The sequence below is a fragment of the Rhodopseudomonas sp. P2A-2r genome, from assembly GCF_026015985.1.
Taxonomy (GTDB): Bacteria; Pseudomonadota; Alphaproteobacteria; order Rhizobiales; family Xanthobacteraceae; genus Tardiphaga.
In genome coordinates this window covers 3495528-3521430 of sequence record NZ_CP110389.1, presented here as the reverse complement: position 1 = coordinate 3521430, position 25903 = coordinate 3495528, and the positions used below count along the sequence as shown (strand labels likewise).

Sequence of the window (25903 nt, the reverse complement as noted above, 5' to 3'; positions counted from 1 at the left end):
AGATCTAGGGCTCCTGGTCCTCATTCTGGTGGTCGGCACCATCGTCGCGATCATCAACCCGCGTTTTCTGTCGCCGATCAACCTGGCCAATACCGCCAACCTGATCGGCCTGTTCGGACTGTTCTCGCTCGGCGAGGGCCTGGTGATCATCACCGCCGGCATCGACCTCTCCATCGGATCCGTGTTCGCCCTGCTCGGCGTGATCTTCGTCGACCTGCTGGTGACCTACGACCTGCCCTGGCCGGTGGCGGTCCTGGTCATGCTGGTGGCCGGGACATTGATCGGGCTGATCAACGGCTTTCTGATCACGCGGATGCGCCTGCAGCCCTTCGTGGTGACATTGTGCGGGTTGTTGCTGTATCGCGGCATCGCCCGCTACTACACCAATGACGGCACCGCCGGATTTGCCTTCGGGCAGAGCTTTCCGACATTGGAGTGGCTCACCACCGGGCGCAGCTACGGCGTGCCGCACACCTTCATCGCCTTCGTCGTCATCGCGCTGGCGATGGCCGTGCTGCTGCATCGCTCGGTGTTCGGCCGCTATCTGTTCGCGGTGGGCCGCAACGAGGAGGCGGCGCGCTATTCCGGTATCCGCACCGGCCGCGTGGTGCTCGCGGCCTACGTCATCTGCGGCCTGCTCGCCGGCCTCGCCTCGATTTTTCTCACGATGTACACCCGCTCGATCTCGCCGGCGTCGCACGGCAATTTCTACGAGCTGTACGGCATCGCTGCGGCGGTGCTCGGCGGCTGCTCGCTGCGCGGCGGCGAAGGCTCGATCATGGGCATCGTGCTCGGCGCCATCCTGCTGCAGATCCTGCAGAACCTCGTCAACCTGCTGGGCATCCCCAGTTCGCTGAATTTCGCTGTGATGGGCGCGGTGATCCTGATCGGCGTGCTGGCCGACCAGCAGTTCAAGGATTATCGCCAGCGACGGAGCGTTGGCCGCGAGAAATCGTAGGGTGGGCAAAGGCGCCCTTGCGCCGCCGATCATGCGGCTCGCACGATGTTTAACGCTTGAAACCATTCCCGCCCTCCTCTCGTATCTCCCTCATGCGCATCCCCTTCCTGACCCTCGGACTACTCGCTTTGCTCATTGGCCTCCTATGGATCGGCCAGGGCACCGGTTACGTGAACTGGCCGCAGTCCAGCTTCATGATCCAGCAGACCCAGTGGGCCTGGTACGGCGCCGCGCTGGCCGCGGTCGGGCTCGGCCTGATGGCGCTCAGCCGTCGGTAGGCGGCCTCTTCCTTCCGGTCGCCGAGACCGTCATGATCGCACCAACCGGATTCGCAGGACGAAATCCGGACGATCAATCGGCCGGGGCGACACGCATGACCAATCCACTGTTCGATCTCACCGGTCGCGTGGCCATCGTCACCGGCGGCAATGCGGGCATCGGCCTCGCCATGGCGCGCGGACTGGCCGAAGCCGGCGCATCGGTGGTTATCGCCGACCTCAACAGTGCGAATTCGGAACAGGCGAAGGCCGCGCTGGAAATCTCCGGTCGGCCGGTGCTGGCGCTCACGACTGACGTCACGGTGCCCACATCGGTCGCGAACATGGTCGCGGCGACCGTGAAGGAATTCGGCCGTGTCGACATCCTCGTCAACAATGCCGGCATCAGCATCGCCGCCCCGGCGGAGACCATGACGCTGGCGGAATGGCAGAAGGTCATCGACGTCAACATGACCGCGCCGTTCCTGTGCGCGCAGGCGGTGTATCCGGCGATGAAGGACGCGGGCGGCGGCAAGATCATCAACATCGCCTCGGTGCTGGCGATGCTTGGCGCCGGCGGCGCCGCGAATTACGCCGCCAGCAAGGGCGGCATCCTGCAGCTGACGCGCTCGCTGGCCGCTGCCTGGGCCATCGACAACATCCAGGTCAATGCCATCCTGCCCGGCTGGATCGACACCGAACTCACGCTACGCGCCCGCGAGCGGCGGCCCGAGCTGCACGACCGGATCCTGGCGCGCACCCCGGCGAGCCGCTGGGGCCGACCGCAGGACCTTGCCGGCGCCGCGGTTTTCCTGGCTAGTGCAGCCGCGGATTTCGTCAACGGCGCAGCGCTGACCGTCGATGGCGGCTATTCGATCATGGGCTGACGGCAACGGAGACAACGCGATGACTCAAGGACCCTTCGACCTCACCGGCCGCGTCGCCATTGTCACCGGCGGAAATGGTGGCATCGGTCTCGGCATGGCCCGCGGCCTTTCCGACGCCGGCGCGACGCTGGTTATCGTCGGGCGCAATCAGGCGAAGTCGGATGAGGCCGTCGCCACGCTTACTACCCACGGCGGCAAGGCGATCGCCGTCGCCGCCGATGTGACCGATGCCGCCGCAGTGGCCGCCATGATCGCGCGCGTCCAGGATGCCTATGGCCGCATCGACATCCTCATCAACAATGCCGGCATGAGCATCCGCAAACCGCCGGATGTCCTCAACCTCGCGGAGTGGGAAACGGTGATGAAGACCAATCTCACCAGCGCCTTCCTGTGTTCGCAGGCGGTGCACCCGGCGATGAAGGCCAACGGTGGCGGCAAGATCATCAATATCGGTTCGATGATGTCGATTTTCGGCGCGGCCTATGCGCCGGTCTATGCCGCCAGCAAGGGCGGCATCGTGCAGTTCACGCGCTCCTGCGCCTGCGCCTGGGCGGCCGACAACATCCAGGCCAATGCGGTGCTGCCCGGCTGGATCGACACCGAACTGACGCAGAACGCCCGCAAACAGGTCGATGGCCTCAACGACCGCGTGCTGGCGCGAACGCCGGCGGGGCGCTGGGGCGCCGCCGGGGACATGGCGGGGATCGCGGTGTTCCTGAGCTCCGCGGCATCGGACTTCGTCACCGGTGCGGCGATCCCGGTGGACGGCGGCTACTCGGTGATGGGCTGACGCGGCTGGCCACCATCCGCTATCGAATTGAGACATGTCAAATCGGCGATGGCTCGACCAGGCTAGGCATGGACGATCGAATGTCGTGAGAGCGTGGTCCCCGGAGTGAGCTACTCAACTCTCGCTTGGTTGTTCGTGGCGGCAGTTGCAGTTCACAACGCCGAAGAGGCGATCTGGCTACCGGCATGGTCGCAAACGGCCGGGAAATGGCACCCCGCAGTAGGAAGTAGCGAGCTTCGGTTTGCGTTGGCAGTGTTGACGGTCCTTGCTGCGGTCGCGGCCGTTCTCGCTCATTTGCAGGGCAAGCAGAGTGTTGGAGCCTACTTGTTGTGTGGCTACGCATTGGCAATGCTGCTGAATGTTGCTTTCCCGCACGTCCTGGCGACAATGGTTATGCGCCGTTATGCTCCGGGGACTGCAACTGCTGTGCTCATCAATTTGCCAGTCACCACAATGCTGCTGCGAGCGGCATTGGCGGAGGGCTACATTGACAGCAGCACGTTCGTTTGGGCCGGGCCGCTGGTCGCGATCGCCATCGTTGCCCTCATCCCCGTTCTTTTCAGCGTTGGGCGAGCGATGAACCTGCCGCGATAACTCTAGTTGCGCACCAGCACGGCCGGCGGCAGCCAGTTGAAGTGATAGTTGACGCCGCCTTTCACCAGGTCGAGAGAACGGCCGCTCAGCTCGATATTCTCCAAGAACACGCCGCCCGGACTGCGCGCCGCCACGGTCGTGCTGTCGAACCTGATATGATTGTATTCGAGCTTGGCGGCCCAGTTCGGCGCGAACATGTATTCGATGCCGGCGCCCAGCACGTAGCCGACACGGTCGACCTTTGCGGTGCGTTCGACAACGGCGCCGGTTGCCGACGTTGCCCAGGCGCGATCCCCGCCCCAGGCAAAGCCGCCTTTGCCATAGACCAGAAAGTTGCTCCAGGCATAGCCGATCTGGCCGGTGCCGGTCGCAAGTCCTTCAAGCTTGGTGCTGCAGCTGAAGATCGCGAGCGGGCAAGGCGTGGTGCCCTTGATGTCGGTCCAGTCCAGGCTGCCCTCGATGCCGAACACCCAATTGCTGACCGGCAGCTGGAAGTGATAGCCGATCACCGCGCCGGCCAACCCGCCCGATGTGTCAAAGCGGCTGGTTCTGCTGAGCGGCCCCGGGAAGAACAGTTGATCGGTGCCCCAGCCTTGGCCACCCTCGGCGCCGATGAACAGGCCGCTCCAGTTGGTGTTGACGGGGAGCGATGCCGCCTTCAGCGCCGGCACCGGAAACGACAGGTCCGCGGCGCAGACGCCGCCGGCGGCGCCGAGGCCGATTGATAGTGCGGACATGAAGACGAGACTGACACGTCGGGGCATACGCAACTCCTGCCATCGAACGGCTGACCAGCTTCGCCCAAAATGACTCCGTCGCTGAAGTTGCGATACAAAATACTTGCAACCTAAGCGAATTTGTCGGTGACGGTTGCAGGATTGCCACAGGAGCCCAGGCGCTGACGATTTTCAGCGGCGAAAACTCTTGATCTCCGACACGCTGCCGTCGCGGAAGGTCAGCTCGACCGACACCGATTTGGTCGTGCCCGGCAGCTTCATGTAGGTCTGCGCCTGGGAGGGGATCGACATGGGATCCTTCATGTCGCAGGGCGGCAGCTTCAGCAGCTTGTCCGGCACCGCGCTGTCGATGCCGATCCGTGCCTCGCGGATCGCGCAGCGGAATGACAGCAACTGACTATAGTACACCAGCAGGCCGTTATAGTCGCGGAACGACAGCCAGCTTGAGGCGGTCATGTCCAGGATCTTGCGCTGGTCGCGGATCAACGCGGCTTCCGGATCGAAGCGGATCGGAAACGGGCCCTGCAACTCGCCGGACGCGTCCACATAGCGCAGCTGAATGGTGGCGGCCGGCGCGTCGGCATCGAGCTGGATCGACGGATTGGGCATCCGTTTTCGCGTCCGCGGATCCAGCGTGTCGAGAAAGCCGGTCTCCTTGAACTCGGCCGTATCGTTCATCCGCCAGGAAATCCCCAGCGTCGGATCGGCGATGGAGAAGGTGACGCTCCAGCCGCCATTGTGGCGCGAGAAGTTGGCGATCGGCGCGTTGACGGCCTCGTTGGTCGGCGCGGTGCGCGGCGCCACGGGCGGCAGTGCTGCCAGCTTCTGCACGGGTTCCGGTTTTGCATCGGCTTGCGCGGCGGCGCCATTGAGGAACACGTCGTCGACCATCTGGTCGAAATACACCGGCACCTGCTTGTGGCGCACGGTCTCGGCCATCTCGCTGACCACGCGGCGGGTGCGCTGCGCCACCTGCACCAGGTTGGCGCCGGGCGTCTCGAGCTGCTTGACGAAGGTGCGGGTGAATACCGAATTTGGATTGGCGTCCTGGTCGGACAGCCGGTCGAGGGCGGTCTGCCGCGGTCCGGCCGAGAAGATCGAGAACACGCCCTCGGGCAGCGTGGTCATCGGCGCCAGCCCGCCGCCTCCGGCCACGGCGCGGGTGCCGGCGCGCTCGAACGGATTGTTGCGGCAGGCGTCGAACACCAGGATGGATGTCCGCGCGCCCTTGTTCTGCAGCCGTTCGACGATGCGGTCCGCCAGCATGGAGGCGTCGCGTACCAGTTCTTCCTGACCCTCGCTGGCCGCCGGCACGTCGGTGGGCAGCAGATAGTTCTGTCCGCGGATCTCGAAGCCATGACCGGCGAAGAAGAAGAACGCGGTGTCGCCCTTCTCCACCGATGCGTCGAATGCCTGCAGGGTCTGGCTGAAACCCTGCCGTGTCTGGTTCTCCGCCACCATCACCTGGAAGCCGAGCCCCCGCAGCGCATCGCCCATGGTGCGGGCGTCGTTGACGGCTTTCTGCAGCTTCGGGACGTTGCGGTAGTCGTTGTTGCCGATCACCAGCGCGACGCGCTTGTCGGCGAATGCCGGTGCGGCGAAGATCGTGAGCGCGAAGGCCAGGCCGGCCGATGCCAGGAACCTGATCGACAAATTGGGCATCGTGATATCCTCGTCCGCAGCGGATATCCTCATCCGCAGCCTGTCCCGCAGTCCTGCCTTCGTCGGCCCCCAAATGCAAACGGTTCACAGCGCATAGGCCTGCCGCGCGGCCGGCTGAACTTCGTTTTGACGATACGACCATCACAAAATGCGCGTAAATGCCGCATCATATGACGCTCACTCGATCTGCGGAGATTCGCCTTGAAATTCATGCTGTTTGCAGCGGCGCTGCTGCTTTCCACCGTGGCTCTGGCCCAGGCTCCGGCGCAGGACGCCGCTCAGGCCCAGGACGCCGCGCCCGCTCCCGCCGCCCGGAAGCCTGCTGCGCGGGCCGCAAAGCCGGTGCCCCGCCCCGCAGCGACCGCCGCGCAACCCGCCGAAGATCTCTCGAAGCTCAATGTCATGCAGATCGATGCGCTCAGGCAGATCGATCCGGCGACCTACGAGATCGACCTGCGGTTGGCCGACGGCAAGGCCGTCAATCTGCGGATGAATGCGTTCGTGATGCAGGATCTGTCGCGGCGGCTTGGCAATTACGGCCGATAGCCGGCCGACCGACCACGCGAACGGCGTGCCGGGTGGCGACGACATGCTGAAGCCGGCATAGGGTCAGTGCTCCGGCAGGCCGGCCGCAACGAACGCCCGCCCCAGCGCATCGCCCGCCGCAAGAAAGGCCGCGCTGGCGTTCTTGCTCGGCAGCGTGACATTGGCGAGGTTCGAACCGGGACGCAGTTCGATCGCCTTGTCCATCGCTGTCTTTGCTTCGGCAGCACGTCCCAATTGCAGGTAGGCCGCGGCCAGCACCATGTAAGGGCGCCCCGACGCGGGGGTGATGGCGATCGAGCTTTGCAGCCACGGCAAGGCGTCTTCGCCGCGCTGCGTGAGCACATAGATCATCCCGATCCCCAGCCGCCAGGTCCACCGCGACACCTGCGGCGTATCGAAACGATCGGCCTGCTGGAACGACGCCAGCGCATCGTCGAAGCGCCCGAGTTGCATCTGGGCCAGACCGATATGGTAGAGTCCCACACCGTTCCACGGATCGAAGTTCAGCGTCCTGGCGCAGGCTACCAGGCTCTCGACAAACTCGTTGGTGGCGTTGAGAAAGCGGCAATAGGCTTCGAGCACCGGAATGGAGTTCGGCTTGTTGCGCAAGGCGCGCTCCAGGACTTCCCGCGCTCTGTGCTCTGCAGCGGCGCGCTCCTCCGGATTGTACCAAACCATCTGGACGCCGCGCATCTGCAGCGCGGCCAGCGCAACGGCAAGGTCGGAATTGTCGGGATCGCCGGCGAGCGCCTTTTCCAGCATGGTCTGCGCTGTCTCGAAGCGCTCGCGCGAGGTCTGCACGATCGACGCCGTGGCCTGCTCGATCACCACCCTGGCACTCCCGGGTGGCGAACCGCCATCGCTTGTGGCGACCGGCGGAGCGGGATCGAGCAACACACCGAGACGCAACGCCAGCGGATGTCCGATGCCGGCGGCGAGTCGCGATTGCTGTTGCGACAATTCGGTCTCGTCGGCGGACACCGACACCGGGGCGGTCCACACGACTTCGCGGGTCGCGGCCCGGGTCATGCGCGCCCGCACCTCCCACGAACGTTCGGTCTTGCGCAATTCGGCATTGACGATGAAGTCCGCCCCTTGGCCGGAGCCGGCCTGCGACCCACTTTGCGGCACGGCCACCCGGATGTTCTCGATCTTGGCCAGGCCATCGGCAAGACGCGTCGTGACGTTGGCGGCCATCGCGCCGCTGTCGTCATCGGCCGCGGCGATCGGCATCACCGCGATGACCGGTGCTCCGCGGGCGGGGACGAGGTCCGGCGTCAGCCTTATCGCCAATATGGCGAGCGCCGCAATGGCGCCGAGACCCGCGACCGCGAAGGCCGCATGGCGCCAGTTGGATTTTCGCGCAACGCGCGGGATGGCAGACGGCTCCGCCGGCCGGCCTTGATCGGCCGGCGGGACCTCCGGCAGGATCGTTGGCAAGACCGCTGCGGGTTCGGCGGCGGCCGGCTCTGGCGTTGCCGGCTCGCCCGCAAGCACATCGGCCTCGAACACATAGCCACGGCCGGACACCAGCCGGATCATCTGACGCCGGTCGTCGCCGATCGCCGTCCGGATCTCCTTGATGCATTGGAACAGGCTGTCGTCGCCGACATGAACGTTCGGCCACACCGCCTCCATCAGATCCTGCTTGCTCAGCACCTGCCCGGCATTGGCTGCGAACAGCGACAGCATCGCACAGGTCTTCGGACGAAGCTTGATGGCAACGCCATCGGGCCCCCGCAATTCGGCGCGTTCACGATCCAGTTCAAAACCCGAAAAACACAAAACCATCGATGGTGAGTCCCGACATTCGAGGTTCGGGCAGTAGCAGAAATGTGCCTTTGAAGCCTGAATATCGCGAAATATCAGAAAAATTTCAGAATGTAGCCGCCTCCCCATCAGGACCGCCCCTGCGGGTGACGATACCGTTCGGGCATCAATTGCCGCAACCAACGGCTCTCGATTCCACGGCGGATGGCGGGCAATGACCCCTCCCGCAACGGCAGGTCAGGCGGTTTCGGTGCAGATCATTTCAGTTCGGGCAGTTTCGGATCGCGGCTCACGACGTCGTCTGACGGCGACTCTACTGACCGGCACGGCGCTGGTCGGTGTCGCGACCGCCCTGCTCGCCGGCACCCCGGCTCTGGCTTCGGGCCAGGGCGGCCAGGGCGGCGCCGGCGACCAGTCGGTCGTTGCCGCGGGGAGCGGGGGCAGCGGCGGCACCAATGGCAACGGCCAGGACGGCGCCCCCGGCAGCGGCGTCTCGACGGGCGGCGCCGGCGGCACCTCGCCCGGCGCAGACGGCCTCGGGGGTACCCCGGACGCCGGCGGAGGCGGCGGCGGAGGCGGTGGCGCCAGCGGTGCCGACCTCTCCTTCGGCATACTGAACAATACCGGCACGCTGACCGCCGGCACCGGCGGCGCGGGCGGCAGCGGCGCGAGTCTCGGAGCCGGCGGTGGCGGCGGTGGCGGCGGCGGTGACATCGTCGTCACCGGGACCGGAGCGATGAGCAACAACGGCTCCCTGACCGGCGGCCAGGGCGGTGATGGCGGCTCCAGCGATACCAGCGGCGGCACCGCGGGACAGAAAGGCTATGGCGGCAATGGCGGCGCCGGCCTGCTCTTCACCATGGGCGGCGTCACCTTCACCAACACGGCCGCGGGCACCATTGCCGGCGGCGTGCAGGGCGATGGCAACTTTGGCGCCGGAAATCACGGCGGCGCCGGCGTGGTCAGCAATGCCACCATGACGATCGTCAATGCGGGCGCGATCAACGGCGGCGCCGGGCCGGCAAGCAATGGCTACGGCATCGATTCGGTGTCCGGCACCCTCACCCTGACCAATTCCGGCACCATCACCGGCTTGGCGGGCGTCCGTGGCGCGGGAGATGCCCTGACGCTGACCAATTCCGGCGCCATCACCGGCATCGGCAACGGATCCAACGGTGTTTTCAGTACCGGCGTGGTCGACATCACCAATGCCGGATTGATCTCCAGCGACATGTCCACCGGCAACGCCGGCATCCAGGCCGCCGGCGGCAAGGTCACCAACCTTGCCAGCAGCAGCCCGACGACCGGCACCATCCAGGGCTTTCAGTTCGGCATCTATTCCAATGGACCGATCACTGTCAGCAACGCCGGCACCATCACCGGCGTCGGTGTTGGTGCTCTCACAACCGGTGACAGCACCATCGTCAATGCGGCCACCGGCTTGATCAGGGGCAACGGCTTCGCCGCGATCTCCAACGCTTCCGGGCTCCAGACCATCGTCAACTCCGGCGCGCTTCTGTCGTCCTCAGGCGTCGCGGTCGCGGGCGGCTTCGTGTCCAGCCTGGTCCTCACCAACAATGCCGGCGACGGCGTCAACACCGGCATCATTCAGGGCACCAGCGGCGTCAATTATGACGGCGCGGTCACCATCACCAATTCCGGCGCCATCGTCGGCACCAGCGATAGCGGCATCGCGGCCGGCGGCGGATCCATCACCAACGCTGCCACCGGATTGATCGAGGGCAGCGTGTCTGCGATCGCCAACCTGAGCGGGCTGCTGACCATCACCAATTCCGGCGCAATCAAGTCGGGCGACACGGCGATCGATGGCAGGTTCGGCAGCGGCAGCCTCTTGATCACCAACAATGCCGGCGACGGCGTCACCAGCGGCCTCATCAGCGGCGGCCAGTACGGCATCAAGACTTTGGTTCCGACGACCGTCATCAATTCGGGCGCCATCATCGGCAGCGGCCCCTCCGGCATTGGCATTTTGGCCGACACCACCCTCTCGGTCGTCAACTATGCGGGCAACGGCAGCACCACCGGCCTCATCAGCGGCGCTACGGGCGTCTCCATCACAAGCAACGGCGTCGCGACCATCACCAATGCCGGCACCATCCAGGGCAGCCACCAGTACGGCATTTTCAGTAACGGCCTCACTTCGGTGTTCAACGACGGCACCATCACCGGCAACGTCGCCGCCATCCGGTTCGGTGCAGCGGGCAGTACGCTAACGCTGGGGGCGAACTCGGTGATATCAGGCGCTGTCGTCGGCACCGGCGGCGACACCTTCCAGCTCGGCGGCACCGGCAGCGCCACGTTCGATGCTGGCAGCATCGGCAGCACCGCGCAGTATCAGGGCTTCAGCACCTTCAACAAGGTCGGCGACTCCATCTGGACGCTGACCGGCACGCCGGGCCAGGCGACAAGCTGGAACATCAACAGCGGTACGCTGTCGGTGTCGTCTGACGGCAATCTCGGCAGCGCCAACGAGGCCCTGTCCATCAACGGCGGCATCCTGCAGGTCACCGGCACGGCGTTCACCGCGACGACCCGCAATATCAACCTGGGCGTCAATGGCGGCGGCTTCGATATCGCCGACGCCGGCAACACCTTCGACGTGTCGTCGGCGCTGTCCGGCCCCGGCGGCCTGACCAAGCTGGGCGCGGGCACGCTGCGGCTCTCCGGCATCACCGACTATTCCGGTGCCACCAATGTCATGGCCGGCACGTTGCAGGCGTCGTCGGCATCCGGCATGCTGAGCCAGAACAGCGATTTCACCATCGCCGCCGGCGCGACCCTCGACCTCAACAACTCGTTCCAGTTCATCGGCTCGCTGAGCGGCGCCGGCACCGTGACCAACTCCGCGGCCGGTGCGGCGACGCTGAGCGTCGGCGGCAACAGCGTCAGCACCACCTTCTCCGGCACCATCGCCGACGGACCGGGCGGCCCCGTCGCGTTGTGGGTCGGCGGCTTCGGCAGCAGCGGCACCTTCACGCTGACCGGCAACAATGCGTATAGCGGCGGCACCTTGATCTGTTCGTGCTGGGCGCTGCAACTCGGCAACGGCGGCACCACCGGTTCGATCACCGGTGACGTCACCAATGGCGGCACGCTGATCTTCAATCGCTCCAATGCGTATACGTTCGGCGGCGTGATCTCCGACGACAACAGCGATCCCGGCAAGGTCGTGCAGGCCGGCTCCGGCATCACCACGCTCACAGGCCTGAACACCTATTCCGGCGGCACCTTCGTCAATGCCGGCACGCTGCGGATCGGCGGCGCCGGCACCCTCGGCGACAGCGGCGCTGCAACGACCGTGGCCGGCGGCACCCTCGATCTCGGCAGCACGACCCAGACACAGAACGGCGGCGTGACATTGACGTCGGGCGCCATCATCAACGGCACGCTGGTGTCATCGGCGCTGTTCGAGTTGCGGGACGGGACCATCGGGGCCACTCTGGCCGGCACTGGCGGCGTGACCAAGGTCGGCACCGGGCGCGCCAACATCACCGGCACCGAGGCCTATACGGGTGCCACGACCGTCAACGGCGGCACGCTGTCGGTGAATGGCGACATCACCTCGTCCTCCAGCGTCACGGTGAATGCCGGAGGTACGCTCGGCGGCAACGGCTTCGTCGGCAACACCACCATCAACGGCGGCACGCTGGCGCCGGGCAATTCGATCGGCCTGCTCACGGTGGCCGGCAATCTCGTGCTCACCTCCGCCGCAAGCTACGTGGTCGAGGTGTCGCCGACATCCGCCGACCGCGTCAACGTCACGGGTACGGCGACACTCGGTGGCGCGACGGTGAACACCAGCTTCACCGGCAGCTATCTGCCGAAGCAATACGCCATTCTCAATGCCACCGGCGGCATCAGCGGCACGTTCAGTTCGCTGGTGAATTCGAACCTGCCGTCGACGGTGTCGTCGAGCCTCAGCTACGACGCCAACAACGTCTATCTCGATCTCAAGCTGAATTTCGGCATCCCGTCCGGACTCAACATCAACCAGCAGAACGTCGGCAGCGCGCTCACGGGCTATTTCAACCGCAACGGCGGCATTCCGCTTGCCTTCGCGGCACTGTCCCCCGCCGGCCTCACCCAGGTCTCCGGCGAACTGGCCACCGGCACCCAGCAAGCCACCTTCGACGCCATGAACCTGTTTCTTGGCCTGCTGACGGATCCCACCGTAGCCGGCAGAGGTTTTGGTGCGGCCACGCCCGGCGTGGCGTCGTTCGCCGATCAGGCACTAGCCTATGCGGGCCAGAAGCGCGCCGTCGCCGAGCGCGATGCCTTTGCCATGATCACCAAGGCGGTGCCGCGCGCGCCGACCTTCGAGGCGCGCTGGAACGTGTGGGCGGCCGGCTTCGGCGGATCGCGCAACACCGGCGGCAACGCCGCGCTCGGCTCCAATGATGCCACCGCCAGCGTCGGCGGCGTCGCGGTTGGTGCTGACTATCTGTTGTCGCCGAACACCGTCGCCGGCTTTGCACTATCTGGCGGCGCGACGAACTTCAGCGTTGCCAATGCCGGCTCCGGGCGCTCCGACCTGTTCCAGGCCGGCGCCTACGTCCGCCACACCGCGGCATCGGCCTATATCACCGCCGCCCTGGCCTATGGCTGGCAGGACGTCACCACGGACCGCAGCGTCACGGTCGCCGGCATCGACCGGCTGCATGCCAACTTCAAGGCCAACAGCTATTCGGCCCGCATCGAAGGCGGCAACCGCTATGTGTTGCCGTGGATGAACGGCGGTATCGGGATCACCCCCTACGCCGTAGCGCAGATCACCGCGCTCGACCTGCCCGCTTATGCCGAAACCATCAACGGCGGCGCCAACACCTTCGCGCTGAACTACAGTTCGAAGACCGTGACCTCGCCGCGCACCGAACTCGGCCTGCGCAGCGACAAGTCCTTCGCGGTCGCCGATGCGGTCCTCACCCTGCGCGGCCGTGCCGCATGGGCGCATGATTTCCACACCGACCGCAGCGTCGCCGCTGTCTTCCAGACGCTGCCCGGCGCGGCTTTCGTGGTCAACGGCGCCGCCGCCTCCCCCGACTCCGCGCTGACCACGGCCGCGGCGGAAATGCGATTCGCCTGCGGCATCTCACTGGCCGCAACCTTCGAGGGAGAATTCTCCGGCGGCTCCCGCAGCTACGCCGGCAAGGGCGTGGCGCGCTACAGCTGGTAAGGTGCCCGGTTAACGGGCATTCGGGTGTCATTTCCTCAAAACCTTCGGCTTTTCAGCCCATTTGGCCGCTGGCGGATTGACTTCCGCCAATTCCGCCCTATGTTCCGGCCTGACGCGGCCCGGCATCGAAACGCGATGCCTCGACTAAGCCGCCTGTCTGCGCACTGAGATCCCCGTGCAATTTAGCGTGCCGCTCCGGGGTTGAGCGCGACAGTGTTTCCCGTGAATCCAAGCGGCGGTTTCTTCCAGAGGCATGGTCCCGAAAAGTGGTCTTCCGGTTTTCGGCAGAGATCATGCCCCCATAACAGAGGCTCAATGTCCTTTAACAATCTCGGCCTGTCCGACAAGGTGCTCGCCGCCGTCGCGGCCACCGGTTACACCACCCCGACCCCCATTCAGGAACAGGCGATTCCTCATGTGCTGGCGCGCCGCGACGTGCTCGGCATCGCCCAGACCGGCACCGGCAAGACCGCTGCCTTCGTTCTCCCGATGATGACCATGCTGGAAAAGGGCCGCGCCCGCGCCCGCATGCCACGCACCCTCATTCTCGAACCGACCCGTGAACTCGCCGCCCAGGTGAAAGAGCAGTTCGACAAATACGGCGTCGGCCAGAAGCTCAACGTGGCACTGCTGATCGGCGGCGTCTCGTTCGGCGACCAGGATACCAAGCTGACCCGTGGCGTTGACGTGCTGATCGCCACGCCGGGCCGCCTGCTCGACCACACCGAACGCGGCGGCCTGCTGCTCACCGGTGTGGAATTGCTGGTCATCGACGAAGCCGACCGCATGCTCGACATGGGCTTCATTCCCGACATCGAACGGATCTGCAAGCTGGTGCCGTTCACGCGCCAGACCCTGTTCTTCACGGCGACGATGCCGACCGAAATCCGCCGCATCACCGAGACCTTCCTGCACAACCCGGTGAAGATCGAAGTTTCCAAGCCGGCCTCCACCGCGGTCACCGTGACCCAGTCCCAGGTCAGCGTCGGCCGCGAGCCGCATGAGAAGCGCGAAGCCTTGCGCGCCCTGATGCGCGGCGCCACCGACCTCAACAACGCGATCATCTTCTGCAACCGCAAGCGCGAAGTGGCGCTGCTGGCCAAGTCGCTCGAAAAGCATGGCTTCAGCGTCGGCGCCCTGCACGGCGACATGGAGCAGTCGGCCCGCACCGCGGCGCTCGACCAGTTCCGCAAGGGTGAGCTGCCGATCCTGGTGGCCTCCGACGTTGCCGCCCGCGGCCTCGACATTCCCGCCGTCAGCCACGTCTTCAATTTCGACGTCCCGCACCATCCCGACGATTACGTGCATCGGATCGGCCGCACCGGCCGCGCCGGCCGCACCGGCACCGCGATTTCGCTGGTGGCGCCGTCCGACGTCAAATCCATGGCCGCCATCGAGAAGCTGATCGGCCAAGCCATTCCCCACGCCGAGAGCGGCGTCACCGCCAGCGAACCCGGCGAGGCCTCGGCTGCCCCCGCCGACGGCGAGCGCGCCCCCGAGGGCCGCCGCAGGCGCAACGGCAATCGCGAAGCCAATTTCGGCGGCGGCGAAGGCGGTCGTGGCCGTGACGGCGGCGGCGAGTCCCGCAAGCCGCGCCGCGAGCGCGAACCGCGCGCAGACCGCGCGCCACGAGTTGAGCGCGAACCTCGCGCCGAACGTGAACCGCGTGCCGACCAGGCCCCCCGCGCCGCGGCCGACCGCGAGCCCCGTCGGTCCGGCAGCGGCGGTCGCGGCCGCAACCCGCAGCCCGCATCGCAGGATCCGGTCGCAGCCTTCACCCCGCCGACCGCTCCGCCGCCGTCGCGCACGCCCTCCATCGGCCGCGCCGAAGCGCCGCAGTCCCGCGAGCAGGCATCCGAGCCCGCCGATCACTCGCATTTGCCGGCATTCCTGCTGCGCCCGGTGCGCGCCCGCGTCAGTTCAACCTGAGGTCGTTTACCCGGGATTCATGATCTGGGCCTAACTTGAAGGTAGATATTTTCAGCGGTTTATTTCTGGTTTAACGACGGTGCATCCTGGCCCGTCGGCGGGGGCACAGTAAGTGACCGGTATCTTTGACGAACAGCAGCGTACCCTGGCGTTTGCCGAGGTCGCTCTAGGACAGATCAAGTCGCTGCGTCAGACCGCGATTCCGCGGAACTACGAGATTTGGTACGTTTACGCGACCGGCTATAATTCATCGCTCAACCGGGTGATCAACGAGACGCTGGCGCTCAACGGCAAGCTGACCGAAGCCGATCTCGACCTGATCTACGAGACCTACCTGTCGCAAATCCGCGTCACCGACCGCATCGACAAGGTCGGTGCCCGCGTCATCGGCGAGATCGACGACGTGATGTCGCTGATCTCAGACGCGATGGGCATGACCGAGAGCTTCGGCCAGATTTTGGGCGGCGCCAGCAAGCGGCTGACGCTTGCCAAGGACCGCGACCAGGTCAAGGCGGTGATCGAGTCGCTGGTCGCGACCACTCGCGAGGCCCATGAAACCAATCTGGCGCTGGAAGCCCGTCTCAACGCGTCGAAGAGCGAGATCAGCAACCTGCAGCAGAGTCTCGAGGCGATCCGCGCCGAGAGCCTGACCGATCCCCTTACCGGCCTCGGCAACCGCAAGTTCTTCGACTGCGCGCTGGTCGCAGCCATGGAGCAGGCACTCAATCTCGGAGAGCCGCTGTCGCTGCTGATGCTCGACATCGATCACTTCAAGTCGTTCAACGACAATTACGGCCACCTCACCGGCGACCAGGTGCTGCGCCTTGTCGGCATCTCCATGAGGCAGACCATCAAGGGCCAGGACATCACCGCTCGCTACGGCGGCGAGGAGTTCGCCGTGGTGCTGCCCAATACGCCGCTGCGCCAGGCGCTCACCGTGGCCGATCACATCCGCCGCGCGGTCATGGCCAAGGAACTGAAGAAGAAATCCACCGGCGAGATCCTCGGCCGCGTCACCCTGTCGGTGGGCGTTTCCACGCTGCAGCCCGGCGACGACATGGACGCGCTGATCGGCCGTGCCGACGCCTGCCTCTACGCCGCCAAGCGCAACGGCCGCAACCGCGTCGTCTGCGAGGTCGATGCGGAATATTCCGCCGAAGTTCATATCCAGGTGGCGTAACTTACCGACACCTCCTGGTGAGGAGCCCGGTCTTCGCGCATCTCGAACCATGAGGCTGCAGGCGCACCGCCTCCTCCCCATCCTTCGAGACGCCGCGCAAGTGCGCGGCTCCTCAGGATGAGGTCTTCGTTTTCTTTGCAGTTTTCTTTGCAGTCTTCTTTCCTGGCGCCTTCGCTTTCGCGGCCTTCTTCACCACCTTCTTCTTCACACGCGTCTTGCTCCGCTTCGCCAGCGCGGAGCGCTCGGCCGCGGCATGCGCCGCGCGCGCCCACTCCGTCACCTCGTCCGGCTCGTCGTACAGCCGTTCCGGCAGCTGCCAGTACGAGCCGATGGTGCGCGTCTTGCCCTTGGCCTCGTAGGAAAACGGCTTCGAGCCTTCGCTCTCATAGCGCGGAATGGTGGTCGCATCGGCGCGCAGATAGATCGCGCCGCGCAGCACCAGCGCGAAGTTGGTGCCGTCAGCCGAAATGCCGTAGCCGCTGAACATGCGGCGGATGGTCACCGGCCCGAAGCCGGCAAACAGCTCGGTGAGAAAATCGCGATCCATGGGGGAAGTGTAGGATGGGATTGGCTTCCGTCAAAGCGCCAAGCTCTCGGCCGTCATCCTGAGGTGCGAGCCTCTTGGCGAGCCTCGAAGGATGCGGCGACAGGAGCCGGCGCTCGCGGCCCATCCTTCGAGGCCGTCGCTGCGCGACGGCACCTCAGGATGACGGGAGCGTCTGTGGAGGTTGAAGAAGCCTCAATCCAGCTTCGCCGCCGTCAGCTGCACCGACTCGCCGCAGCCGCAGGCGCCGGTCTGGTTGGGATTGTTGAAGATGAACTGGGCCTGCATCTTGTCGGCCTTGTAGTCCATCTCGGTGCCGAGCAGGAACAGCACGGCCTTCGGCTCGACCAGGATCTTGACGCCCTTGTCCTCGACCACTTCGTCGGTCGGGCGGACATCGTGGGCGTATTCGACGGTGTAGGACTGGCCGGCGCAGCCGCCGTTCTTGATGCCGACCCGCAGGCCGACGATCTCGGAATCGGCGCGGGAGGTCAGCTCGCGCACGCGTGCCGCGGCGGCGTCGGTGAGCCGCATCACCTGGGGACGCGGGCGGGCCTTGGGCTTGGCGGCGAGAAGGCTGGATGCTGGGGTCATATCGGTCATTTGTTCAGTCCTCGCGGCCATTCAAGGCCGCTGTCGTCGTCTCAACAAATCGAACGCACGCCGTCACCACATGTTCAGGACGAGGCGCGCCTCATCGGTCATCCGGTCCGGCGTCCATGCCGGCTCCCAGACGATCGCCACATTGACCACGCCGACACCCGGCACGCTGGCCACGGCGTTCTCCACCATCTGCGGCATCTCGGCCGCGGCCGGGCAGTTCGGCGTCGTCAGCGTCATCTCGACGTCGACGGTGCGGTCGTCCTTGATGTCGACCTTGTAGATCAGGCCGAGCTCGTAGATATCCGCCGGAATCTCCGGATCGAACACCGTCTTCAGCGCGGCGACGATTTCGGTGCCGAGCCGTTCGGTCTCCTCGGGCGCCAGCGCCGAAACGGTCTGCATCTGGCTCGCCTTGACGTCCGCATTGGCAACGGCCGCGGTGTTGTTCGCTTCGATGGTGTCGGTCATGAAAACATATCCCGTGCCTTGATCAGCGCCTGCGCCAAATGGTCAACTTCCTCGCGGGTATTATACATCCCGAACGACGCCCGGCACGTTGCCGTGACATTGAATCGTTCCAGAAGCGGCATGGCGCAATGGGTCCCTGCCCGCACCGCGATGCCCTGGCGGTCAATCACCGTGGCCACATCATGCGGATGCGCGCCGGTCATCTCGAATGAGATCACCGGTCCCTTGCCGCGGGCATTGCCGATCAGCCGCACCGCGTTGATCTCGCGCAATTTGCCTTCGGCATAGGTCAGCAGATCGTGCTCATGGGCGGCGATGCGCTCCCGGCCGATCGAATTGACGTAATCGATGGCGGCGCCGAGGCCGATCGCCTCGACGATCATCGGCGTGCCCGCCTCGAAACGGTGCGGCGGGTCGCCATAGGTGACCCAGTCCTGCGCCACTTCGCGGATCATCTCGCCGCCGCCGGAATACGGACGCATGGTCGCCAGCGTGTCGTACTTGCCGTACAGCACGCCGATGCCGGTGGGCCCATACAGCTTGTGCCCGGTGAAGACGTAGAAGTCGCAGTCCAGATCCTGCACGTCGATCACCGAATGCACCGCGGCCTGGCTGCCGTCGACCAGCACCGCAATGCCGCGCGCGTGCGCAATCCTGACCACGTCCTTTACCGGCACGACCGTGCCGAGCACGTTCGACATCTGGGTGATCGCCACAATCTTTGTGCGGTCGGTCAGCAGCTTCTCGAATTCGTCGAGCAGAAAATTGCCCTCGTCATCGACCGGCGCCCACTTGATGACGGCGCCATGGCGCTCCCGCAAAAGTGCCAGGGCACGATGTTCGAGTGATGTTCCATGATGGAGAGCACGATCTCGTCGCCCTCCTTGATGTTGACGCCGCCCCACGACGCCGCCACCAGGTTCAGCGCCTCGGTGGCGTTGCGGGTGAAGATGATCTCTTCGGGGCGCTTCGCGTTGAGGAAGTGCTGCACCTTGGTGCGACCGCCCTCATAGGCTTCGGTCGCCGCATTGGCGAGGTAATGCAGCCCGCGATGCACGTTGGCGTATTCGGTCTTGTAGGCCAGCATCATGCGGTCGAGCACCGCATTCGGCTTCTGCGCCGAGGCGGCGTTGTCGAGATAGACCAGCGGCTTGCCATAGATCTGCATGGCCAGCGCCGGGAAATCCTTGCGGACCTCGTCGACGTCGTAGGTGCCGTTGGAGACCGCCGGATGCACCGTCATGCCCGCGCCTCCAGCCAGCGCGCGGCTGCGCCGATCGCCAGCTCGCGCAGGTCGTCATTGACGATGGATTCGATGGCCTCGCCGACGAAAGCCTGGATCAGCAGCGCCTGCGCCGCCTTCTCCGACAGGCCGCGGGCGCGCAGGTAGAACAGCAGGCTCTCGTCCAGCGCACCGGTGGTGGCGCCATGGCCGCAGGCGACGTCGTCGGCGAAGATTTCCAGCTCCGGCTTGTTCGAGGCTTCCGCCTCGTCGGACAGCAGCAGCGCGCGCGTCATCATCTTGGCGTCGGTCTTCTGGGCGATCTGCCGCACATTGATGCGGCCCTGGAACACCGAATGGCTGCGATCGTCAAGCACCGCGCGAAACACTTCGCGGCTGACGCAGTCCGGTGCCGAGTGGTTCATCACCAGCGTTGTGTCGCCATGCTGGCGGCCGTTGAGCAGGTTGACGCCGTTGGTTTCCACATGGGAATGCGTGCCGGCGATCTCGATCACCGCCTGGTAACGGCTCACGAGCGAACCGGTGTTCATGCCGAAGGTGTTGACGTGGGCCTTGTGGCCGACCGTGATCAGCGACGAGGCAATGTTGAAGGCTTCGCGACTGTCCTCGATCAGGCGGACATGATCGAGCCGCGCGCCGTCGCCGACATTGATGACGGTCGCGTCGTGGGCCTGATAGACCTCGATACCATCGGCGGCGATGAAGCTTTCCACCAGCGTAGCGCGAGCGTCCTTGCCGAGATCCAGCAGCGAACGCGTGAACATCGCCGTTGAGGCTGCCGTGGCGACATGGACAATGTGCAACGGCTGCGCCGGCGCCGCGCCGTCAGCAACCGTGACCACCAGACCGTCGGTCATCATCGCGCCGTTTAGCGCCTGCATGGGATTGGCGTTGTCGAGCGCGAACAGCCGTGCATGCAAGGCTGGCTCGTTGGCGTCCAGCACCTCGCGCAAAGTGCGGATGGCGAGGCTCTTGTCGAGCTTGCCGAGGTCGGAGAGTTTCGGCGCAAACACGCCATCGACCAGCACCAGCCTGCGCACGCCATCGATCGTATGCAGCTGCAGCGCTTCGGCCGCACGCGACAGCGCGGCGGCATCGGGCGCCGCGGCCAGCGGCAGCACCGCGCGCATCAGTACGCGCAGGTCGGTGTATTTCCAGTCCTCGATCCGCCGATGCGGCAGGCCGGTCGATTCGTAGGCGGCATAGGCCTGCTCGCGCAGGGCGACGACCTTGCCGGTGCCGGGCAGCCGCGCGCGTGCGCCGACGAAGGCGTCGCTGAGCGCGTGTCCGGTTTCTACTTTTGCCAATGCAACATTCATCACAACATCCGTTTCGGCGCCGTCAGGCTGCCAGGTCGTTAAGCCGCCACATCTTCGTACTGAGCGTAACCGGTCGCCTCGAGCTCGAGCGCCAGTTCCTTGCCGCCCGATTTCACCACGCGGCCCTTCGACATCACGTGGACGACGTCCGGCACGATGTAGTTGAGCAGACGCTGATAGTGCGTGATGACGACCATCGCACGGTCGGGCGAGCGCAGCGCATTGACGCCGTCGGCGGCAACCCTGAGCGCGTCGATGTCGAGACCGGAGTCCATTTCGTCGAGGATGCACAGGCTGGGCTGGAACAGCGCCATCTGCAGCACCTCGTTGCGCTTCTTCTCGCCGCCGGAGAACCCGACGTTGACGCCGCGCTTCAGCATTTCCATCGGAATATTCAGCGAGGCCGCGACATCGCGCACCTTCTTGAGAAACTCCGGCACCAGGAATTCGCTCTCGCCCCGCGCCTTGCGCTGCGCGTTCAGCGCGGTGCGCAGGAAGTTCATGGTGGTGACGCCGGGAATTTCCACCGGATACTGGAACGCCAGGAAGACGCCTGCGGCGGCGCGGGAATCGGGGCTCATCTCCAGCAGGTCCTCGCCCTTGAACAGGATCTGACCACCGGTCACCTCATAGCCCGGCTTGCCGGCGATGACATGGCTCAGCGTCGACTTGCCGGAGCCGTTCGGCCCCATGATGGCATGGACCTCGCCGGCATTCACCGTCAGGTTCAGGCCATGGAGGATCTCGCGTTCCTCGACACGCACCTGCAGGTTTTTGACTTCGATCAATGCCATTGGTCTTCTATCCTCTTATCCATATCATCCCGAGTTGCGCGTCCGGTTTGGCGCGCCTCGAAGGATGAACCTTCATTTCTGTCGCCGATGCTTAGAGAGAACTGCTGCGCAGCCCTCACCAGCGAGATCGCTATCCAACCGAGCCTTCGAGCGAGATCGAAATCAGCTTCTGCGCTTCCACAGCGAATTCCATCGGCAGCTGCTGCAGCACGTCCTTCACGAAGCCGTTGACCACCAGGCCGACCGCTTCTTCTTGGCTAAGCCCGCGCTGGACGCAGTAGAACAGCACGTCCTCGGAAATCTTCGACGTGGTGGCCTCGTGTTCGAACAGCGCCGAGGAGTTCTTGGCCTCGATATAGGGCACGGTGTGCGCGCCGCATTTGTCGCCGATCAGCAACGAGTCGCACGCCGTGAAGTTGCGGGCGTTGGTTGCCTTGCGATGCGCAGTGACGAGGCCGCGATAGGTGTTCTGCGAGACGCCGGCGGCGATGCCCTTGGAGATGATCCGGCTGGTCGTGTTCTTGCCTAGATGGATCATCTTGGTGCCGGAATCGACCTGCTGGTGACCGTTCGAGATCGCGATCGAGTAGAACTCGCCGCGCGAATTGTCGCCGCGCAGGATGCAGCTCGGATATTTCCAGGTGATGGCCGAACCGGTCTCGACCTGGGTCCAGGAAATCTTCGAGTTGTTGCCGCGGCAGTCGCCACGCTTGGTGACGAAGTTGTAGATGCCGCCCTTGCCCTCGGAGTTGCCGGGGTACCAGTTCTGCACCGTCGAATACTTGATTTCGGCATCGTCGAGCGTGACCAGTTCGACGACAGCGGCATGCAGCTGGTTCTCGTCGCGCTGCGGCGCGGTGCAGCCTTCGAGATAGCTGACATAGGCGCCCTTGTCGGCGATGATCAGAGTGCGCTCGAACTGGCCGGTGTTGCGCTCATTGATGCGGAAATAGGTCGACAGCTCCATCGGGCAGCGCACGCCTGGCGGCACATAGACGAACGAGCCGTCCGAGAACACCGCGGAATTCAGCGTCGCATAGAAGTTGTCGGAGGTCGGCACCACCGTGCCGAGATATTTCTGCACCAGTTCGGGATGTTCGCGGATGGCTTCCGAGATCGGCATGAAGATCACGCCGGCCTTTTTCAACTCAGCTTGGAAGGTGGTCGCCACCGACACCGAATCGAACACCGCATCCACCGCGATTCGCCGCTCGCCCTCGGGACGCACGACGCCTTCCAGCGCCTCGACCTCGCGCAGGGGAATGCCGAGCTTCTTGTAGGTCTCGAGAATTTCCGGATCGATCTCGTCGAGCGAGCCGATCGCCTTCTTCGGCTTCGGCGCCGAATAGTAATAGAGATCCTGGAAGTCGATCTTCGGATAGTGAACCCGCGCCCAGGTGGGCTCCTCCATGGTCAGCCAGCGCCGATAGGCTTCCAGGCGCCATTCCAGCATCCAGGCCGGTTCGTTCTTCTTGGCGGAGATGAAGCGGACGGTGTCTTCCGACAGCCCCTTGGGCGCCTTGTCGGACTCGATGTCCGTGACGAATCCATAGCGATATTGATCGACGTCGATCTGGCGAACCCGATCGACGGTCTCTTGTACGGCAGCCATTCTATCCTCCGCTCGCGGTTTCAAGGACCGCGGTGGATCAAATTCAATCTTGAAAGGGTTCTTTACGATGTTCCGCGGATGAAATCACCTGCCTTAGAACCGTTCAAGCTGTGTTTCGTCGCTCAGCTTAAGTAATGTACCCGAGAGCTTTCGCCAAGCCTCCAGGCAACGATCAACCTCCGCAACGCTGGTTGACCAGCCAAGACTGAGACGCAGGCCAGACTTGGCGAGTTCCGGACCGAATCCCATCGCTTCCAGCACATGAGAGGGCTGCACCTTGCCGGAGGAACAGGCGGATCCCGACGATACCGCGATTCCTTCGAGGTCGAACCCGATCACCGCGGTCTCCGCCTTCAGGCCAGGGACCGCAAAAAGTGTGGTATTGGGCAAACGCGGCACATTCTGGGAGAACACAAAAACGCCCCTGGTTTGCCGCAAGCCCTCCTCAAGGCGATCGCGCAGCTGTTCCATCCGGGCAGCATCCTCGTCGAGCCCGGCCATCACCGCCCGCACCGCCGCGCCGAAGCCGGCAATGCCCGGCACATTCTCGGTCCCTGCGCGCCGCCCCAGCTCCTGCCCGCCCCCGCGCAGCAGCGCATCGAGCCCGGCCACGCCCTCGGCCAACACCAACGCGCCGACTCCCTTGGGACCGCCGATTTTATGCGCAGAAATCGATAGAAGATTAGCTTTCAGAGCACTGATATCAATCAGTATTTTGCCAAACGCCTGCACCGCATCGACGTGCAGCAAGCCCCCGGCCTGATGAACCAGTTCCGCGATCTCGGTGACCGGCTGCAGGGCCCCGGTCTCGTTGTTGGCCAGCATTACCGAGACCAACGCCGGGGGACCATCGAGCAGCACGCGCAGGTGGTCGAGATCGACGAGCCCGGAATCGGTGACACGCACCATCGCCGTGTCCCCGGCGGCAAACCGGCCACCGGACAGCACGGACGCATGCTCAATGGAGGAAATCACCAATTTTTCAATAGCTTGCCCACCTCCACGGCGCAGCCCGGGACCCAGCGCCAGCGCATTGGCCTCGGTACCGCCCGAGGTGAACACGACGTTGCGTGGATCGGCACCCACGGCCGCGGCGATGGCCGCCCGGGCGTCTTCGACCAACCGTCGCGCCTGGCGGCCCTCGGCATGCACCGACGACGGATTACCGGCGAGATCCCAGGCCGCAGTCATCGCCGCTCGGGCCTCGGGGCGCAGCGGCGTGGTGGCGTTCCAGTCGAGATAGACGCGGTCACGGGCCAATGAATTCAATGCCTTCGCGTGGATTGATGAAATGGCGGGCGGATGTTCGCAAGCTTCACCAACTTGTAGGTCCGGTTATGGGCGAACAGATGTCGATCCACTTTAGCGCGGCGGAATAAGAAACCGGACACTAAACCGCTGCCGCCCTGCTTTCCGCGTTGACGCAGTGCAGCATCGCCCCTAACAGTCCGCCCTCTCATAAAGCTAAGCCCGACCAGGCGCAGCCTTGCTCAGCGCTGGAGGCGCCGCGTGACCATGACCATGACTTTCGCCGATCTCGCTCTGGCGCCATTGTTGCTGCAGGCACTGGCCGAGGAAGACTATTCCCGCCCGACCCCGATCCAGGCCCAATCCATTCCGATGCTGCTGCTGGGCCGTGACGTGCTTGGCATGGCGCAGACAGGCACCGGCAAGACCGCCGCCTTCGCGCTGCCGCTGCTGCATCGCCTGGCCCAAAATCCCCGTCCGGCGCCCAAAGGCGGTGCCCGCGTCCTGGTCCTCGCGCCGACGCGCGAACTGGTGTCCCAGATTGCGGCCGGTTTCGAGACGTTCGGCCGCCATCTGCAGCCTCGCGTCACAACCATCTTCGGTGGCGTCAGTCAGTTCCATCAGGTCAATGCGCTCAAGGAAGGCGTCGACATCATCGTGGCCGCGCCCGGCCGCCTGCTGGATCTGATCGACCAGGGCCTGTGCGACCTGTCCGGGCTTGAAGCGCTGGTGCTGGACGAGGCCGACCAGATGCTCGACATGGGCTTCGCCAAGCCGATCGAGCGCATTGTCGCAACGCTGCCGAAGGATCGGCAGACCCTGCTGTTTTCGGCAACGATGCCCAAATCCATTGCCGCGCTGGCCGAGAGCCTGCTGCGCGATCCCGCGAAGGTCGAGATCGCCCCGCCATCGACCACCGTCAACCGGATCGAACAGTCCGTGATGTTCATGGACGCAGCCCACAAGAAGGCGGCGCTGCTGGCGCTGCTGCAGACGCCGGAGATCGGACAGGCCGTCGTCTTCACCCTGCAGAAGAACATTGCCAACGAAGTCTGCGCCTTCATCACCGAGGCCGGGATCACCGCCGAGGCGCTGCACGGCAACAAGTCGCAGGGTCAGCGCGAGCGTGCGCTGGACGCTTTTCGCGCCGGGACGGTGCAGGTTCTGGTGGCGACCGATATCGCGGCGCGCGGCATCGATGTCGACACCGTGACGCATGTGTTCAATCACGACCTGCCGAGCCTGCCGGAAAGCTATGTTCACCGCATCGGCCGCACCGGTCGCGCCGGCCGCAGCGGCTTCGCCATCACCCTGTGCGACGCCGAGCAGCGCGCCTGGCTGCATGATGTGGAGCGGGAAATCGGTCGGACCTTGACCGTTCACGACGACCACCAGTGGCATTGCGAAGTGGCGCGCCACTCGACCGCGCGCGCGCCGGTGCTGGGCGGCGGGCCGGCCAAGCAGGTCAAGCCGGCGAAACCGCCGCGCGAACGCAAAATCTGGACCGAGGAAGAGAAACTTGCCGCGCGCATGGCGGCCAAGGTCGCTTAATCGTACTGCAGCGAAGC

General features: G+C 65.0%; 20 protein-coding genes and 1 pseudogene. 10 read left to right on the top strand and 11 right to left on the bottom strand.

From position 1 onward, the window contains the following. Positions 1 to 22: 22 nt before the first annotated feature. From ONR75_RS16940 to ONR75_RS16920, 5 genes are all read left to right on the top strand, one after another. Positions 23 to 958, top strand: a complete 936-nt coding sequence (locus tag ONR75_RS16940; protein ID WP_265083697.1) for an ABC transporter permease — start codon at positions 23 to 25, stop codon at positions 956 to 958. Between the two features lie 92 nt (positions 959 to 1050). Continuing rightward, positions 1051 to 1236: a hypothetical protein gene (locus ONR75_RS16935; RefSeq protein ID WP_265078299.1), complete on the top strand. Its 186-nt coding sequence runs from the start codon at positions 1051 to 1053 to the stop codon at positions 1234 to 1236. 95 nt (positions 1237 to 1331) lie between these two features. Beyond that, the gene (locus ONR75_RS16930) at positions 1332 to 2102 is read left to right on the top strand and encodes a glucose 1-dehydrogenase (RefSeq protein WP_265078298.1); all 771 of its coding nucleotides are present in this window, start codon (positions 1332 to 1334) and stop codon (positions 2100 to 2102) included. 19 nt (positions 2103 to 2121) lie between these two features. After that, entirely contained in the window at positions 2122 to 2892 is a 771-nt protein-coding gene (locus ONR75_RS16925) for an SDR family NAD(P)-dependent oxidoreductase (protein ID WP_265078297.1), read from the top strand. Between the two features lie 105 nt (positions 2893 to 2997). Next, entirely contained in the window at positions 2998 to 3486 is a 489-nt protein-coding gene (locus ONR75_RS16920; RefSeq protein ID WP_265078296.1) for an HXXEE domain-containing protein, read from the top strand. A 2-nt stretch (positions 3487 to 3488) separates the two neighbouring features. Here the strand turns inward: ONR75_RS16920 and ONR75_RS16915 are convergent, their stop codons facing one another. Both ONR75_RS16915 and ONR75_RS16910 read right to left on the bottom strand, forming a co-directional pair. Further along, a complete protein-coding gene (locus ONR75_RS16915) occupies positions 3489 to 4250 on the bottom strand; it encodes an outer membrane protein (protein ID WP_265078295.1) in 762 nt (253 codons plus the stop codon). Positions 4251 to 4394: 144 nt separating this feature from the next. Continuing rightward, entirely contained in the window at positions 4395 to 5885 is a 1491-nt protein-coding gene (locus ONR75_RS16910; protein WP_265078294.1) for a caspase family protein, read from the bottom strand. A 210-nt stretch (positions 5886 to 6095) separates the two neighbouring features. Here ONR75_RS16910 and ONR75_RS16905 point away from each other — a divergent pair, with 210 nt between their 5' ends. Further along, positions 6096 to 6431: a hypothetical protein gene (locus ONR75_RS16905; RefSeq protein WP_265078293.1), complete on the top strand. Its 336-nt coding sequence runs from the start codon at positions 6096 to 6098 to the stop codon at positions 6429 to 6431. Positions 6432 to 6494: 63 nt separating this feature from the next. On the opposite strand, the gene ONR75_RS16900 is transcribed toward ONR75_RS16905, so the two are convergent. Further along, a complete protein-coding gene (locus tag ONR75_RS16900) occupies positions 6495 to 8222 on the bottom strand; it encodes a winged helix-turn-helix domain-containing protein (RefSeq protein WP_265078292.1) in 1728 nt (575 codons plus the stop codon). A 193-nt stretch (positions 8223 to 8415) separates the two neighbouring features. Here ONR75_RS16900 and ONR75_RS16895 point away from each other — a divergent pair, with 193 nt between their 5' ends. The 3 genes from ONR75_RS16895 to ONR75_RS16885 all read left to right on the top strand — a co-directional run bounded on the left by ONR75_RS16895 (position 8416) and on the right by ONR75_RS16885 (position 16504). Further along, on the top strand, positions 8416 to 13395 hold the full coding sequence (locus ONR75_RS16895) for a beta strand repeat-containing protein (RefSeq protein WP_265078291.1): 4980 nt from the start codon (positions 8416 to 8418) through the stop codon (positions 13393 to 13395). Positions 13396 to 13710: 315 nt separating this feature from the next. Then, entirely contained in the window at positions 13711 to 15324 is a 1614-nt protein-coding gene (locus ONR75_RS16890) for a DEAD/DEAH box helicase (RefSeq protein WP_265078290.1), read from the top strand. A 112-nt stretch (positions 15325 to 15436) separates the two neighbouring features. Then, the gene (locus tag ONR75_RS16885) at positions 15437 to 16504 is read left to right on the top strand and encodes a GGDEF domain-containing protein (protein ID WP_265078289.1); all 1068 of its coding nucleotides are present in this window, start codon (positions 15437 to 15439) and stop codon (positions 16502 to 16504) included. 112 nt (positions 16505 to 16616) lie between these two features. Here the strand turns inward: ONR75_RS16885 and ONR75_RS16880 are convergent, their stop codons facing one another. The 8 genes and pseudogenes from ONR75_RS16880 to ONR75_RS16845 all read right to left on the bottom strand — a co-directional run bounded on the left by ONR75_RS16880 (position 16617) and on the right by ONR75_RS16845 (position 24347). Further along, positions 16617 to 17051 carry a TfoX/Sxy family protein gene (locus ONR75_RS16880; protein WP_265078288.1) on the bottom strand — a complete coding sequence of 145 codons (435 nt, stop codon included), beginning with the start codon at positions 17049 to 17051 and terminating at the stop codon, positions 16617 to 16619. 192 nt (positions 17052 to 17243) lie between these two features. Then, entirely contained in the window at positions 17244 to 17651 is a 408-nt protein-coding gene (locus tag ONR75_RS16875) for a HesB/IscA family protein (protein ID WP_265078287.1), read from the bottom strand. A 63-nt stretch (positions 17652 to 17714) separates the two neighbouring features. Beyond that, complete coding sequence (locus tag ONR75_RS16870) at positions 17715 to 18119, bottom strand: SUF system Fe-S cluster assembly protein (RefSeq protein WP_413776357.1); 405 nt, start codon at positions 18117 to 18119, stop codon at positions 17715 to 17717. Continuing rightward, positions 18116 to 19362 (bottom strand): annotated as a pseudogene (locus ONR75_RS16865) (cysteine desulfurase). The gene ONR75_RS16870 and the pseudogene ONR75_RS16865 overlap by 4 nt, the downstream one beginning before the upstream one ends. Next, positions 19359 to 20681 carry a Fe-S cluster assembly protein SufD gene (gene sufD, locus ONR75_RS16860; protein ID WP_265078286.1) on the bottom strand — a complete coding sequence of 441 codons (1323 nt, stop codon included), beginning with the start codon at positions 20679 to 20681 and terminating at the stop codon, positions 19359 to 19361. The pseudogene ONR75_RS16865 and the gene sufD overlap by 4 nt, the downstream one beginning before the upstream one ends. Before the next feature lie 38 nt (positions 20682 to 20719). Continuing rightward, positions 20720 to 21475 carry a Fe-S cluster assembly ATPase SufC gene (gene sufC / locus ONR75_RS16855; RefSeq protein ID WP_265078285.1) on the bottom strand — a complete coding sequence of 252 codons (756 nt, stop codon included), beginning with the start codon at positions 21473 to 21475 and terminating at the stop codon, positions 20720 to 20722. Positions 21476 to 21605: 130 nt separating this feature from the next. Beyond that, positions 21606 to 23087 (bottom strand): Fe-S cluster assembly protein SufB, encoded by a 1482-nt coding sequence (gene sufB / locus ONR75_RS16850; protein WP_265078284.1) that lies wholly within the window; start codon positions 23085 to 23087, stop codon positions 21606 to 21608. Between the two features lie 93 nt (positions 23088 to 23180). Further along, positions 23181 to 24347 carry a cysteine desulfurase family protein gene (locus tag ONR75_RS16845; protein WP_265083695.1) on the bottom strand — a complete coding sequence of 389 codons (1167 nt, stop codon included), beginning with the start codon at positions 24345 to 24347 and terminating at the stop codon, positions 23181 to 23183. 255 nt (positions 24348 to 24602) lie between these two features. Between ONR75_RS16845 and ONR75_RS16840 the strand changes: the two genes are divergently transcribed. Next, positions 24603 to 25886 (top strand): DEAD/DEAH box helicase, encoded by a 1284-nt coding sequence (locus tag ONR75_RS16840; RefSeq protein WP_265083694.1) that lies wholly within the window; start codon positions 24603 to 24605, stop codon positions 25884 to 25886. Positions 25887 to 25903: the final 17 nt, after the last annotated feature.